The organism is Snodgrassella communis (assembly GCF_914768045.1).
Lineage (GTDB): Bacteria > Pseudomonadota > Gammaproteobacteria > Burkholderiales > Neisseriaceae > Snodgrassella > Snodgrassella communis.
The window spans coordinates 51,037-65,296 of record NZ_CAJZCD010000004.1 but is presented as its reverse complement, the minus strand read 5'-3'; the positions used below and the strand labels follow the sequence as shown (position 1 = coordinate 65,296).

Genomic DNA, 14,260 nt, shown 5'->3' with positions numbered 1-14,260 from the left:
CCGGGACGTGCGCGCCGCTTTAGCCGCCACAATCATCCGCAATGTGCTTTGTTACAGCCAAATTATGGCGCGCGTAAAACCAAAATCCGTATTTAACTCCAATATCTAGCCATTTGAAATAATTATATTTTTTAAAAAAACATTTTTTATTAATCGGTAATTTGCGAAAAAATTTGGGAATTAATACAACTATAGGTATAATGCGCTGCTGTGGCGGGTCTCCCCGCATGGTTATTTAGGACAACGGGTCAGGTGCGGAAGCAAGCAGCCCATCTTAAAGTGACTAGTGCCGGGGGTTTGGCTCGCCACCTTCATTTCAAGCTTTTCTCCATCTTCTATCTTTCATATTTCTGTTGTTTATCAATTAATTGTTGTATTCATTCTTATGCTTTGCTAATCTGTTTTAATCAGGTTGCGACAAGGGTTTGCCCAATGAATATACGTCTTTTTTCATCTGTAATTTCTGTATTGCTGTCTGTCAGTTCTTTTAGTTGTCTGGCAGAGGAATTGAATTATGGTGTAGTTGAATTAAGTGCACAGGCTACGCAGGCTGTAGCCCGTGATGAGATGGTGCTGGTGTTAAAAATTCAGCAACAGGGAGCCAACAGGCAGCAAATCAGCCATACTGTTACTACTCGCCTGAATCAGGTTCTGGCGGTGGCCGGCCGGCATGATGATTTTAATACGACACAGTTAACCCGCACGGTTGAACCCAGATTTGACTATCTGAAAGATAAACGGGTGGATAATGGCTGGCAGGATAGTACGCTGATACAGGTCAAAAGCACGAATTTATCTGCGTTGAACAAGTTTGCTGCTGATGTACAGAATCTGGCTGCCATTGTGGCGATTAATTATCAGGTGGCGGATACTACGCTGCAAAATTATGAAGCAAAGCTAACTCAGCTGGCTATTGCGCGTTTTCGGCAACGCGCAGTACAAATTGCTCATGAACTGGGCGGACATGGCTATAAAGTGGTGAGTATGAGTCTGGGTAGTAGTCAGGATGCGCAGAATTATGGTGCTTATGCTGCGCCGATGTTGTTAAGTCGTGTGGCAGATTCTGCTCCGGTTCAGGATACTGCTGCGGGAGAAACACGGTTAACGTTAAATATTAATGGCAAGATTCAGGTAACAGGATTACCATGATGCAATTCTGATAGCAGTTTAAAATTTCTATTGAGCTGAAACCAAGCCGGTGAGATAAGAAAAAGCCAGTTCTAATGAACTGGCTTTTTCTTATTTATTGGCACGCCCACGGGGAATCGAACCCCGGTTACCGCCGTGAAAGGGCGATGTCCTAACCGCTAGACGATGGGCGCGGAATCTGGTGCACCCGGAGCGATTCGAACGCCCGACCCTCTGGTTCGTAGCCAGATACTCTATCCAACTGAGCTACGGGTGCGTGAAAGATGTGCAGTATAGGCAATATTGGTATTACTGTCAATACCAGTCATCATTAAAAAATGGCAATAATAAGCAATATATTGTTTTAGAAAAAGATAATGCAGGTATTAATCTACCGGACAAAATACTTCGGATTTTTTTAATGCTGATGACGTTGCAGATTGACTGTATAGCAAGACATTTTGGTATAAAATGGTTATTCTTTTGCGTCTTCTGTTCGCGTCATGAGTATTGTTGCTAATAATGACGCCGCTGCATTTGCCGAGCTGGCAGCGGTTCTGTTTACGCTGCCTTTGCCTGTTGCCATTGTTGATCTTGAAACCACTGGCGGGCACTTTGAGCACGACCGGATTACTGAAATTGCTATTCTGCGGTTTCATCATGGGCACATCAGCCGTCATCAATGGCTGCTTAATCCGCAACAGCCGATTAGTGATTTTATTACTCAATTAACTGGTATCAGCAATGAAATGGTGCAAAATGCACCTGCTTTTGCTGATATTGCTAAGGAGCTGCTGCCTTTATTACGTGGTCACCTGCTGGTTGCTCATAATAGTCGCTTTGATTATACATTTCTGCGCCATGCCTTTGCACGCTGTCATATTAACTTTGCCGCACCAACTCTGGATACTGTTCCCTTTTCACGTAAGTTATATCCTCAGCACTTTAAACATAATCTGGATAGCATTATTGAGCGTTTTGCGATTAATATTGCAGCTACCGAACGTCATCGTGCAATGGGAGATGTACTGGCACTGACAGAGTTTCTGCAATGCAGTTTATATGAAAAGACTGCTGCTATCTGGCTGGCACAATGGCAGGCTCTGATTAAACCGGGCTATTTACCCGCATGGCTCAAACCTGAATTACGCCAGCATTTATATGCTTTACCAGATAGTCCGGGCTTGATTCTGTGGCAGGCAGCACGGCAAGAGGCAACCACAATGATGGTACAGGAACGGGCATTTACTGATATCTGTACGTTATTACAGGATAAGAATGTGCAAAGGCAATGGCCGCAAACCGGTACTGTTGATTTTATTCCGGCTAACAGCATTTTACATGCGCTATGGCTGCAAGGCCATTATCAGCTGCAACAACAGGCACAACCCTATGCTGATGAAACAGTCCCGCCAGCCAAATGGTATACGGTTTCTTTTGTGGCAAACCATCATGATCAGCTACAGGCACGAATTATTACGCTTAAGGAAGGTATTCTGTCACAACCACCTTATGGATTATTCATGCATCCGCGTGCTGCCAAACGGGCACTGGCTGACTGGGCACGCCGCTATGGTTTATGTCCGGCAGTTCTGGATATCACTCCTCAGAGTCTTGCCCGCAATGAGCCCTGTCCCAATCAGGCAGCGCAGTTATGTGACGGCAGTTGTCGTCTGGATGCGGCTACGCAGAAACAGAATGAGCTGGTATTACAATATGCGCCGTTATTGCCGGTTTGTGACTGGGGTAGATGGCATCAGTTACAGCTTACTGAGGTCGAAGCAGTAACGGCAGCAGAAGTAGTTTTGGAAGCGCAGGCCGGCTGTATACGACTAGATGAACAGCACTGGTATTTCCATCCTCTCTTACCGAAACTCCTGAAACAGCGGCTGAAAAGACCAGCAAATATTGTATTTGTACGCTGAAAGAGATAAAAATATCAGGCTGTGACAGTTATACTGTTACAGCCTGATATTGATATTACGGATAATACTCAAAGAAGTATTGCTCAGGATTTACTCTGCTGTAAATCCTCACTTGCGGTCGTTACTGCATTGTCACGTGCTGTATGTTTGGGCTGAGTAAGCTGGTCATGTGTATGCCCGACATTTGGTCCAATGCGATCGGGTACTTGATCCGGCATACCATTAATTGGTATTACTGTTGCTTCGGTGACATCAGTATAAGGTACAGATGTATCAGTATCGGTTTGTGAATTTTTATTCTCAGACTGTGTCATAAATGCCAGAGTCACGCTTTTGTTGGCGCGTTTCTGCAACTGTTCTTGAATGGCTGCTTTTTCCATTAATTGCAGTGCATCACTGTTCAGCTGTCGTAACACTTTCTGATAACTGTGATTTAACTCATCTATAGCACCGGCTGTATCAATAAAATGTTTATCCACCTGCTGACGGTAGCTATCAAAACTGGCTTTTACTGTCTGATACTGCTGACGCTGTTTACCGCCACGCATAAACAACCACATCAGACCAAGTCCAAGCAACAATCCGATTATTGCAGCAACTGATACATATAACCAAAGCTGACTATTCATGCTGTTTTCCTTTTCCCAATCAATATTGCGTCTGTTATCACCAACGACTATGACTATACTAGCCATCGCTCATTATTTTAACTGCTTACTGGTTAAACATTTAGTTATTTAAGCTGTTTTCAATGCTCCTGCCTATTAAACAATCAGATAGCCAGCCAGCGATAACACCAGCAGGCTGAGCACAGCTGCAAGCAGATCATCCAGCATAATACCAAAACCGCCGTGGACGCGTGCGTCAAACCAGCGGATAGGCCACGGTTTCACTGCGTCAAAAAACCGAAAAACCGCGAAGGCAGCCAGCCACCATATCCAGCCTGATGGTATACAGAATAAAATCAGCATCATGGCAGCAATTTCGTCCCAGACAATGCCTCCATAATCTTGCCGGCCTAATGCTTTTTCAGTGTAGTCACAAATAAAGATACCTACTAGAAACAGCAATACAGCCAATACAATGCTGTACCAGAAAGGTAAATCCAGCAGCAGCCAGCAAGCCGCCAGTGGAATAGCCGGCAGTGTGCCGAATGTACCGGGGGCTTTCGACGCCAGCCCGGTACCAAAGCCAAAGCCCAGCCAGCAGACAGGGTGCTTACATAGCCAACGCCATGTTGGTGTAACTGGTGTTGTGGTTGTTTCGGGTTTAGCCAAAATGATCAAATCCTTGTTGTTGTAGTTGTATCACGTTACCTGCATGATCATGTAAATGCAATTGAGTACCTGTGGTAATGACGCCAATACGGGTTACGGGGGTGTGGGTTCTTTCGGCGGCAGCTATGATTGCCTCACGTTGTGCTGGTGCGGCAGTAAACACCAGCTCATAATCGTCACCACCGGCTAACAGCCAATGTCTGAGCTGAGCAGGAGTGAGACCCGGCTGCTGCGCTAATGCTGTCAGTGTAGGAATTAAATCTGCATTAATTTCGGCACCGACTTTACTGGCTTTAAGAATATGACCGATATCTTGCGCCAGACCATCGGATATATCCTGTGCTGCATGAGCCAGAGACAATAGCTCCTGTCCCAAGGCTACCCGTGGTTCCGGACGCAATCGTCTCTCTTCGCACTGAGCAAAAACTGTTGCCGGTAAGGTGACCTTATTCCAGTGCCTATCCAGAGCAGCCGCAGCCAGTCCAAGCAAACCAGATACCCAGACATCATCACCAGCCTGTGCGGCATCGCGCCGTAATGCCTGCTGATATGGGGTTTCGCCAATAATATTAACATTGAAAACCCAGTTGCCCTTGGTGGTATCGCCACCTATCAGCGTGACACCAAAACGTGCGGCCAGTGTAAACAAGGCATCACAAAATGCAGTTAACCAATCTTTATTTAGCTCAGGCAAGGCCACACTGAGTAAAGCCCAGCGCGGTCTGGCTCCCATAGCAGCCATATCCGACAGATTGACTGCCAGTACTTTATGCGCCAGATCTGCGGGTGCAACATCCGGAAAGAAATGTGTGCCGCCTACCAGCATATCGGTGCTGAAGTGTAAATCATAGCCACTGCGAGGTCGTATGATAGCCGCATCATCACCAATGCCTAATACCAGTTCGCTATCTTGTTGCTGACGCTGTAGATACAAGCGGATGAAATCAAATTCTGTCACTACAGATCCAATTTATTTTCAGAAGCCAATATCTGATTTTAATGGCTCTGTGCTCATCTTGCCAGAAAAGCCCGGGCAGGAAATTCAGATCAATGTTCAGACACCCGAAAATGCAACTCATTACTTGATAAACTGCACGAAACAAGTACACCAATTATGACTGAAAAGAGGAAAAAAGCTAGAATAACTCAATACTCATCTATTCAGATATTTTCTTTTTAAAGCGTTATACTTAGCTATGCACAACGTTCTTATTCTGGGAGCCAGATCACCTGCCGGTCTGACATGGGCACGCATGATGGCCAAGGCAGGCTATCGGGTACATATAGCTGAAAGCTTGGGCTATCCATTAGGCCGTTTTAGCAAATATACATGTACTTATACCCGTCTGCCGCCACCAAAACAACAGAGCAAACAGTGGCTGGAACAACTGATACAATTGCTGCTACGTGAGAAAATTGATACTGTCATTCCTAATTGCGAAGAAGTATTTTATCTGACTTCTGCTGATGCACTTATTCAGCAGGCTCACCCCTGCCAGCTCTTTACCAGTGCTATGTCGTTATTAACACAGCTGCATCACAAAGGCTTTTTTGCCCAGCTGACGCAAAACTGGCCGGTTACTGCTCCTGAAACGATTTTGCTGACTAATCAGGCTGAGTTTACAGCATTTAAACAGCAAAAGTTTTCGGCTGATAAGCAGTGGGGGTTTAAACCTGCCTATTCGCGCTTTGCTACCCGTACTGTGCTTTGTCCCAAGACAATTGAATACAGTCAACTTCAGGCCAATCCTCAACAACCTTGGGTAGCTCAGCAATATATAGACGGACAGGAATATTGCAGTTACAGCATTATCCGGCATGGACAGCTTGTTGCCCATAGCTGCTACCATCCGAAATACCGTGTCGGCCAAGGTGCCGGCATTTATTTTGCCCCGGTACAGCAAATAAAAATCCGCCAGTTTGTTGAACATTTTGCTGCACAGACTCACTATCATGGTCAGGTAGGATTTGATTTTATCGAAGACTCAGCGGGCAGAATATATGTGCTTGAATGCAACCCACGCGCCACCAGTGGGATTCACTTTCTGGAACAATTGTCACAAACAGCACAAACAGCTATTGCTCATGCAGTCGTGCAAGCAGATGCAGGCTTACCGGCAACTCAACTTGAGATGGATCTTCTGCAACCGGCTATGCATAATCTGGTTATGCTGTTCACTCCGCAGACGTGGCGGTTTTTTACCCAAAAGACTTTCTGGCATGATTACCATCGGGCACGCGATGCTGTGTGGCAAAGACAGGATATGCTGCCGTATTTAATCCAGCTTATACCTACAGCAGAAATCGTGTTTCGCGCGATGTCATTACATATTGATTTTCTGGCTGCAACTACTGTAGATATTGAATGGGATGGAGCCCCGCTTACATTTTACTGATACTCACTAAATTCATGCTAATAAATCCATACACAGCAGATACAGCTACTCCCTGTCAGGAGTTTACCCGACAACTATGTCTTCTGGGCGACACTTTTGTCAACAATGCACCATTTAAGGTAACCAGCATCGCTATAGACGGGGAAGAAATTCCTGTTATCTGGAATACCGGCAATAATGCTCAAACCAGCTGGATATGCAGCCTGCTGAATAGTTATGGCCCTTCATCGCGTGCAGAACTCAGTTTAATTGAAACCACTAAATTGCTGCGCGTGCTGTTTACCAGCTTATCCTATACGGCTCAATTTTTATTACAGAGCTGTGGTCTGGGCAGTGGGATTTTTCTGGAAAACTGGTATTTACCAACCACACTTTATCCCGCTCAGCGTTCGGCACAGGGTATCATCAACGCTGTAAAAGTACTGGAAAGACAGGCAGCAGAACAGGGACAGAATCATTTGCCGATCATTATCCGCTCACTCACTCCTGCCCTGCATACCGCAATGATTGACCAGCTCAGGCACAGTGGCTTTCTGATGGTTCCGACCCGACAAATATGGATTGCCGACAACATCCGCGACCACTCATGGCGCCAGCGATCGCACATTAAAAGAGATTTAAGTCTTGCAAGAAAATATGCTGCGCAAACAGAATGGGTGGCGGGTGAAGATTTCAGCGACGAAGATTTTGCAAGAAGCCTGTTTTTATACAATCAGATATACCGTGGTAAATTCCCCGAATTCAATCCTGACTATAGCCTGTCTTTTTTTAAAACAGCAGTAGCCACCGGTTTTATCAAGTTTTACGGGTTGCGCTCCGTAAATTTTGTTTATATCATAGAGGCGACTTTTGTTCACTTTTTTGGCGAGGATCAAATTTATTTTTAAAAAACAATGAGATTTTACAATGAAAACATTAATAATTTATTCTCATCCATATGAAAAGAGCTATAATCATGCTATTTTGGAAAGAATTGTATCTCTTTTGAAAGAAAGTGGAAAAGATTTCGATATTATTGATTTATATAAAGACGGCTTTAATCCAATATACACTTCCGAAGAATTAAGGTTATATAGTACCGGACAAACAACAGATCCTTTAGTAGAAAAATATCAAAAAATGATAACGGATGCATCTGATATCGTTTTTATATTTCCTATTTGGTGGTATGATTTACCAGCTATCTTAAAAGGTTTTATTGATAAAGTATTTAAAAAAAACTTTTCTTACATTGATACTCCAACGGGCATAAAGGGTAATATTAATCATATTAACTCAACTACAGTTTTAACTACTTCTGAGGCCCCTACATGGTTTATCCGTTTCTTTGCAGGGAATAGCATTAAATCTGTTTTTATTAATTCAACTTTGAAACAATTAGGAATTAAGAATGTGACTTGGAAAAATATGGGAAAAATTAAAAATGTTTCTCAAGAGAAGAGACAACTATTTTTAAAAAATCTCAAATTTTAATTTGTTTTCTTAAATCCGTGATTGATCATCGCCCAAAAAGTGTACAGAAGTCAGCTCTGATTCAACAATCAGATAATTTTGCCGGTTATCCGGTTACAGAATATTCTACCGCCAAACCACCGTTAAGTGCCTTTGTCGGCATTGTTCGGCGGGATAATCTGTTTAGCACGCCACTATTTGGATATGATCTCAGTCGTCCGCGCAAAGAAGGATTGTATCGTCGTCTGATGTTAAAAGTTTCTTTAGAAGCGGAACGGCATCAGGGCAGCGTACACTGTAGTGGCGGTGCAGGAAATTTCAAAGCATTACGGGGGGCACAATCGCATGTAGAGTATGCAGCTGTGTGGATGCAACACTTACCGGCCTACCGTCAGGCAATATTTAAACTACTGGCTAAAACCATTGATACCTTTATTACGCCTTATGCTGCCAAAAATCAGTTATAGCTGAACTTAACAGCAATACTTACATTAAAATATTATTTTTTCAGTTATTTATATATTTGAAATACCTGCTGGGCAGCACCATAACCATCAGTAATCCATGATGCCTGTAAAGGAAAAAATCGCAGATTCTTGAGCAAGACACAATAAAATTATTAATGGAAAAGAGCACTTAGCTGTGAGAAATAAGATGTGTTGAAATTTTTGCTCAAAATATCCAGAAAAAAATGACTAAGAATTGTCTGAAAATAGTCACTATTGGTGCAAGCAGCCAGAAAATTAATTAATTCTTTATTCTGGTATGAGGCGTTAAGGCAATAGACCACTGAGTTCACCAAGAAACCAGTTTACCCGCGGATCTGGAGTCGGACGGGTTAGCGCAAAGTAGTTCACGATATTGGCTGCCTGCTGGGTTAGCAGAGGTACCAGTACACCGCTGCGCACATAAGGTTCAGCAACTTCTTCCGATAAAAGACCAAGATGACTACCTGCAAGAATAAACAACAGTGTAGCCTGCTGTTTATGAGCCGCTGCGGTTGTATTACCGCTCAGCAAACTATTTCCCTCTTGCTGGCGGGCGTAAGTGCGCTTTACCCACTGATATTCTTCAGTCAATAAATTCAGCGTTAAATCTTTGATCTTAGCTGCCGGATGTGAAGCGTGGCAATAGATATACTCACGTTCTTCAAATACCAGCTGATACTGTAAATTTTTCAGCAGACTGTAATAATAACCAATGCCAAGATCCATCTGATTATTGGCTATGGCAATTTCAATATCCTGCGGAGCGCAGATATCTATCGATAACCGTAATTCGGGATAATGCTGATAGGCACTGGCAATAACCTGATTGAAAACACGCTGGAAATCCGCCGACAGATGCTCAACCAGCCCGATGCGCAACGTGCCAGACAATACCGAACGATGCCATTTAATATTCTGCACCTCACGGTGAAATTCATTAGTTGCCTGTAATAATAAGGTACAGGCTTCGTATAACTGATGCCCTGCTTTAGTTAAAGCAAAACCGGAACGACCCCGCCGGCACAGGATCACACCCAGACTTTCCTCAAGATGAGCCAGATGCGTGCTAATCGCCGATTGCGACATATTCAGCCGCTTTTGTGCTGCGGTCACACCCTGACATTCCACAATAGCCACAAAAGCCTGTAATGCCTTTAAATCATGTTTAATCAAAGTGTGTAACATAAGCACCCCTTAGCAGAAATTAATTTAATACTGGAATATGCACCTCGTCACCACAGGCAGCAGATAAAACCTGACTCAATATCGCAAAAAATTCACTGCCATCCCGTGCGGAAAGCCACTGTCCTTGCTGACAGGCAAAATGATAGCCACCACTTTTCGCTGCTATCCATAATTCCTGAGTGGCAGCATGGCGGTTAACAATGGTCTGCGCCCCACTATCCGCTTCTATCGTGAGTACATTACCACTGGTCTCACAGTCCAGACTCCAGCCACCGGCATCAATACTCTCTTCAATGTGTCCAAACAGATCATCGCTATACTGTAAAAATTCACTTTCGGTCATTTTGCTTACCGTAATTCTACATTTTATTACATTCAAACTGTTATCTTGCCATATAATATGTCTGAATCCTAGTTTTATCCGCAATGGCAGTTTTACTACACCTGCTATTCAACCATAGAGAGCCGGATTAATGCATCGTTTTTTATTATTAAGCATACTTGCCACCAGCCTCCTGTCTGCCTGTGGTTATAAAGGTGACTTGTATTTACCCAAGGAAGGCGATAAAACCAAATATGGCGTAGTACAAACCGGCCTGACCATCGACCCTATTGACCAGAAAAATCTGCCCAGACATGACTGATTCCCTGAAATGTGAACAAATACCCTATTGTGCCCTAGCCGCTGAATATGGCACACCACTCTACATTTACAGCCAGCAAGCAATGACTGCTGCCCTTAACCAGTACCAGCAAGCTTTTGCCTCTTTACATCCGCTGATATGTTATGCAGTCAAGGCTAACGGCAATTTATCCATTCTGCGCCACTTTGCCCGGCTGGGCTGTGGTTTTGATATTGTTTCCGGCGGTGAGCTAGAACGGGTAATACTGGCTGGCGGCGATACGGGCAAAACCATTTTTTCAGGCGTAGGTAAAAGCAGTGCTGAAATTGAATTTGCTTTGCATAACAACATTCGCTGTTTTAATGTTGAATCACTGGCTGAATTGGCACGCATCAACACAATTGCTGCCCGTCTTGGCAAAATTGCCCCAATCTCCTTACGTATCAACCCAGACGTTAACGCTCATACTCATCCGTATATTTCCACCGGACTGAAAGCCAATAAATTTGGTATTGCCTATCAGGATGCCATAGCAGCCTATCAATTAGCCACTACACTGCCTCATTTAAAAGTTACCGGAATTGATTGTCATATCGGTTCACAGTTAACCGATTTATCCCCGTTGATAGAAGCACTGGAACGCATGTTGCTGCTGGTAGATAAACTGGCTGAGCTGAATATCGAATTAGAGCATATTGATTTAGGCGGTGGTGTAGGCATTGTTTATCAGAATGAGGACGTACCGGATTTAGCCGCATACGCAGCCGCAGTGGACAGATTGCTATCCGGACGCAATTTGCAGTTAATGCTGGAACCGGGGCGCAGCCTGATTGGTAATGCCGGCGGTTTGCTCACCACGGTTGAATACATCAAACAGGGGGAAGAAAAGAATTTTGTGATCGTTGATACAGCCATGAATGATCTGATGCGCCCTTCTCTGTATCAGGCCTATCACAAAATACTTAATGTCAGCACGGCAACAACAGATGAATTTGTCGCCGATGTGGTGGGGCCAATCTGTGAAACAGGCGATTTTCTGGCCAAAGACCGTACTATTGCCGCAAAAGAAGGCGATTTATTACTGGTTCAAAGCGCTGGTGCCTATGCCTCAAGTATGGCCAGCAACTACAATACCCGCTGTCGTGCAGCAGAAGTATTGGTTAATGGTACTGACCACTACCTTATTCGCCGGCGCGAAACGCTGTCTGAATTACTGGCCAACGAACAAAGCTGCCTGAAATCAGTTTAATGAGTCAATTGTACCTTTGCTTAACCTATTACTTTTACCTTTTTTATGTACCCATGCAGCCATAAATATTGTTTTTAAATAGATTTAAGAGAAGTACTATTAGTGTAATAAGCAGTGATCCGGATTTATCAAATTATATTGATATACATAAAATATCAGCAATTAAGCATTCTTTGGGTGGATAGGCTGTCATTACCGCTGCTGTATGAGACTGAATACTTGGTTATTTAGGCAGTACTGAATATATAGATATACTTCAGTAATAAAAAGGACTTTGTATATGGACTATTACATTAAAACATTCTCTGAATTATCGACTAAAGAATTTTATGAAATTGCCAAATTACGTATTGCTGTTTTTGTAGTAGAACAAACTTGTCCTTATCAAGAAATTGATACTTATGATGAGCAAGCTGTGCATACATGGATGCAAGAAGGACAAACAATCATTGGGTATACACGAATCATTGATCAGGGTTCTACTGTTACGTTTGGCAGGGTTATTATCCGTCCAAGCCATCGTGGCAGGAAGTTAGGTAATCAATTATTAGAAAAAACGCTGGCTGTGATTAAGACACAGATGCCAGATAAACCGATTGTCATCAGTGCGCAGGCTCATTTAACTGACTTCTATGCTGCATATGGATTTGTTCCTGTTTCTGATGTCTATCTGGAAGATGATATTCCACACGTTCGGATGCGCAAAGAAAAACAGTAATATTGAAATCATTCTTAGGGCTAGGCAACGTGTGAAATATCGCCGACAAATAAAAGTAGCTGGCTAATTATTTCTTCTACCATAAAATATAATTTTATATTCAATCTGCCACTAAACCGCAGAATAGTACAGTAGCAAAAAAGATCGTCGTCGTAGTCTATGCAACAAAAGCTGGCAGGATGATACGGCGATGGCAATATTTAAAGTCAATAGAACTGAGTTTGCTGCTGAAGAAAAACCATGACTGGATAATAATTATCCTCAATCTTTGCTACTGATGTTTATGGATTGAATCATGAACAGTTACATTCATTCTTAGGTTGTCCTCCCGCAGAATTTAACAAACCACCACGCCTTAATTTTGTTGTTTGAATAGGCGTGGCTATGCCAATATATTGTTAATTAATACCTAACTAAAGGTATACACAGATGCCACGGTAGTTAATCATGAATCACAGCACGCTGCCAGCCTGATTTTTCCGGCCACAGACATTGTAGTTAAGTACGGTTTTAAGCCAGTGAGGTAATCATGCCGGCAGCAACTGTGTGATTAGTGGCTTCGTCAATCAGAATAAAGGCACCGGTAGCCGGATTGGCTTGGTAGGTAGTCGCTACGATCGGTTTCTGCACGCTGAGCTGTATCCGGCCGATATCATTCAGTTGCAGGCTGTCACTGTCTTGGCGGTGATTCAGGCTCTGTACGTCCAGCAGATAATCAACCTGTCTGATTCTGGTATAAACAGTTTGTGTAGTATGTTTGAGCCAGTAGCGTCGGGTGGCATTCAATGGTTTGCTGTCAAACCAGCACACAGAGGCGCTGATATTTCTGGCAGGCTGCAATGTGCTGTCTGCGGCAACGATGCTGTCGCCGCGTGATATGTCTATATCATCAGCCAGTACTATGGTTAGTACGGTACCTGCCTGTGCCTGTTCAACCTGACCGGCCGGCGTATAAATGGCGGTAATGGTGCTGATCTGGCCAGCCGGTTCGATGCGTACACTGTCTCCTACACACAGGCTGCCCTGTTCCAGCCGCCCCTGATAACCACGAAAATCATCAGCACTGCTGCCATCCAGCCGCGCAACCCGCTGTACTGGAAATAGTGCCGGTGTGCTCAAAAGCTGGCTGTTACGGTTAGCAACAGGCAGACTTTCCAGCAACCGCAATAATGGCTGTCCCTGATACCACGGCATATACGCGCTGGCGGTTACGATGTTGTCTCCATTGAGGGCGGAGATGGGTACGTAGTTAATATTGTGCAAATCCAGTGCGCTAGCCAGTTTATTATAGGCACGTTTGATGGCGTTGAATTTTTCTTCACTGTAGTCAAGTAAATCCAGTTTGTTTACAGCCACGATGATGTGTGCTGTCCCAAGCAGTTTGAGAATGGCACTGTGACGCCGGGTTTGCGGTAATAAAGCCGGTGTGTGTTCGCTGTAATCGAGCCGGGTAGCATCTATCAGGATAATGGCGGCATCGGCGGTTGAGGCTCCAGTCACCATATTGCGGGTGTATTGTTCATGCCCGGGGGTGTCGGCAATGATGAATTTGCGTGCCGGAGTGGCAAAATAACGGTAGGCTACGTCAATGGTAATACCCTGTTCACGCTCGGCCGCGAGACCGTCGGTAAGCTGAGCAAAATCAGGCACGCCATCGGCGGTACGTTTATGTTTGCCGTGATACAGCGCAGCCACTTGATCGGCCAGTAAGGACTGGCTGTCAAATAGCAGGCGGCCTATCAGGGTAGATTTGCCATCATCTACGCTGCCGGCAGTAATAAAACGCAATACGGAATCGGTGCTCATCGGTGTCTCACTT

General features: G+C 44.1%; 15 protein-coding genes, 2 tRNA genes and 1 other RNA gene. 10 read left to right on the top strand and 8 right to left on the bottom strand.

What is annotated here, in order from left to right; genetic code table 11:
- The first annotated feature begins 212 nt into the window (after positions 1–212).
- Together ffs and MJ761_RS05530 are read left to right on the top strand one after the other, a co-directional pair.
- Positions 213–310, top strand: an RNA gene (ffs, locus tag MJ761_RS05535) — signal recognition particle sRNA small type.
- 122 nt (positions 311–432) lie between these two features.
- Positions 433–1,149, top strand: coding sequence for an SIMPL domain-containing protein (locus tag MJ761_RS05530; RefSeq protein WP_093091835.1), 717 nt, complete (start codon positions 433–435; stop codon positions 1,147–1,149).
- A gap of 98 nt (positions 1,150–1,247) precedes the next feature.
- Here MJ761_RS05530 and MJ761_RS05525 read toward each other — a convergent pair.
- A tRNA-Glu gene (locus MJ761_RS05525) sits at positions 1,248–1,322 on the bottom strand.
- Positions 1,323–1,328: 6 nt separating this feature from the next.
- A tRNA-Arg gene (locus MJ761_RS05520) sits at positions 1,329–1,405 on the bottom strand.
- Positions 1,406–1,631: 226 nt separating this feature from the next.
- Between MJ761_RS05520 and MJ761_RS05515 the strand changes: the two genes are divergently transcribed.
- On the top strand, positions 1,632–3,053 hold the full coding sequence (locus MJ761_RS05515) for a 3'-5' exonuclease (protein ID WP_093091833.1): 1,422 nt from the start codon (positions 1,632–1,634) through the stop codon (positions 3,051–3,053).
- Between the two features lie 83 nt (positions 3,054–3,136).
- On the opposite strand, the gene MJ761_RS05510 is transcribed toward MJ761_RS05515, so the two are convergent.
- The 3 genes from MJ761_RS05510 to thiL form a co-directional block, all read right to left on the bottom strand.
- A complete protein-coding gene (locus MJ761_RS05510) occupies positions 3,137–3,748 on the bottom strand; it encodes a ZapG family protein (RefSeq protein WP_080701820.1) in 612 nt (203 codons plus the stop codon).
- A 69-nt stretch (positions 3,749–3,817) separates the two neighbouring features.
- Positions 3,818–4,339: a phosphatidylglycerophosphatase A family protein gene (locus MJ761_RS05505; protein ID WP_369796844.1), complete on the bottom strand. Its 522-nt coding sequence runs from the start codon at positions 4,337–4,339 to the stop codon at positions 3,818–3,820.
- Positions 4,323–5,288, bottom strand: coding sequence for a thiamine-phosphate kinase (gene thiL, locus MJ761_RS05500; RefSeq protein ID WP_093091830.1), 966 nt, complete (start codon positions 5,286–5,288; stop codon positions 4,323–4,325). The genes MJ761_RS05505 and thiL overlap by 17 nt, the downstream gene beginning before the upstream one ends.
- A 238-nt stretch (positions 5,289–5,526) precedes the next feature.
- Between thiL and MJ761_RS05495 the strand changes: the two genes are divergently transcribed.
- The 4 genes from MJ761_RS05495 to MJ761_RS05480 are packed head-to-tail and all read left to right on the top strand — an operon-like array spanning position 5,527 to position 8,645.
- A complete protein-coding gene (locus MJ761_RS05495; RefSeq protein ID WP_093091828.1) occupies positions 5,527–6,726 on the top strand; it encodes an ATP-grasp domain-containing protein in 1,200 nt (399 codons plus the stop codon).
- Complete coding sequence (locus tag MJ761_RS05490; RefSeq protein ID WP_141683413.1) at positions 6,696–7,613, top strand: hypothetical protein; 918 nt, start codon at positions 6,696–6,698, stop codon at positions 7,611–7,613. The genes MJ761_RS05495 and MJ761_RS05490 overlap by 31 nt, the downstream gene beginning before the upstream one ends.
- A 19-nt stretch (positions 7,614–7,632) precedes the next feature.
- The gene (locus MJ761_RS05485) at positions 7,633–8,199 is read left to right on the top strand and encodes an NAD(P)H-dependent oxidoreductase (RefSeq protein ID WP_065610530.1); all 567 of its coding nucleotides are present in this window, start codon (positions 7,633–7,635) and stop codon (positions 8,197–8,199) included.
- Between the two features lie 17 nt (positions 8,200–8,216).
- Positions 8,217–8,645, top strand: a complete 429-nt coding sequence (locus MJ761_RS05480; protein ID WP_093091824.1) for a hypothetical protein — start codon at positions 8,217–8,219, stop codon at positions 8,643–8,645.
- Between the two features lie 306 nt (positions 8,646–8,951).
- Here MJ761_RS05480 and MJ761_RS05475 read toward each other — a convergent pair whose 3' ends face one another.
- Positions 8,952–9,851, bottom strand: a complete 900-nt coding sequence (locus tag MJ761_RS05475; protein ID WP_037407401.1) for a LysR family transcriptional regulator — start codon at positions 9,849–9,851, stop codon at positions 8,952–8,954.
- A gap of 19 nt (positions 9,852–9,870) precedes the next feature.
- On the bottom strand, positions 9,871–10,194 hold the full coding sequence (cyaY, locus tag MJ761_RS05470) for an iron donor protein CyaY (protein WP_093091822.1): 324 nt from the start codon (positions 10,192–10,194) through the stop codon (positions 9,871–9,873).
- 130 nt (positions 10,195–10,324) lie between these two features.
- On the opposite strand from cyaY, the gene lptM reads away from it, so the two are divergent.
- From lptM to MJ761_RS05455, 3 genes are all read left to right on the top strand, one after another.
- The gene (gene lptM, locus MJ761_RS05465; RefSeq protein WP_051608227.1) at positions 10,325–10,495 is read left to right on the top strand and encodes an LPS translocon maturation chaperone LptM; all 171 of its coding nucleotides are present in this window, start codon (positions 10,325–10,327) and stop codon (positions 10,493–10,495) included.
- Positions 10,488–11,723, top strand: coding sequence for a diaminopimelate decarboxylase (gene lysA / locus MJ761_RS05460; RefSeq protein WP_093091820.1), 1,236 nt, complete (start codon positions 10,488–10,490; stop codon positions 11,721–11,723). Before lptM ends, lysA begins: the two co-directional genes overlap by 8 nt.
- 280 nt (positions 11,724–12,003) lie before the next feature.
- Positions 12,004–12,441 (top strand): GNAT family N-acetyltransferase, encoded by a 438-nt coding sequence (locus MJ761_RS05455; protein WP_093091818.1) that lies wholly within the window; start codon positions 12,004–12,006, stop codon positions 12,439–12,441.
- A 510-nt stretch (positions 12,442–12,951) separates the two neighbouring features.
- On the opposite strand, the gene MJ761_RS05450 is transcribed toward MJ761_RS05455, so the two are convergent.
- Positions 12,952–14,247, bottom strand: a complete 1,296-nt coding sequence (locus MJ761_RS05450; protein ID WP_093091816.1) for a sulfate adenylyltransferase subunit 1 — start codon at positions 14,245–14,247, stop codon at positions 12,952–12,954.
- Between the last annotated feature and the right edge of the window lie 13 nt (positions 14,248–14,260).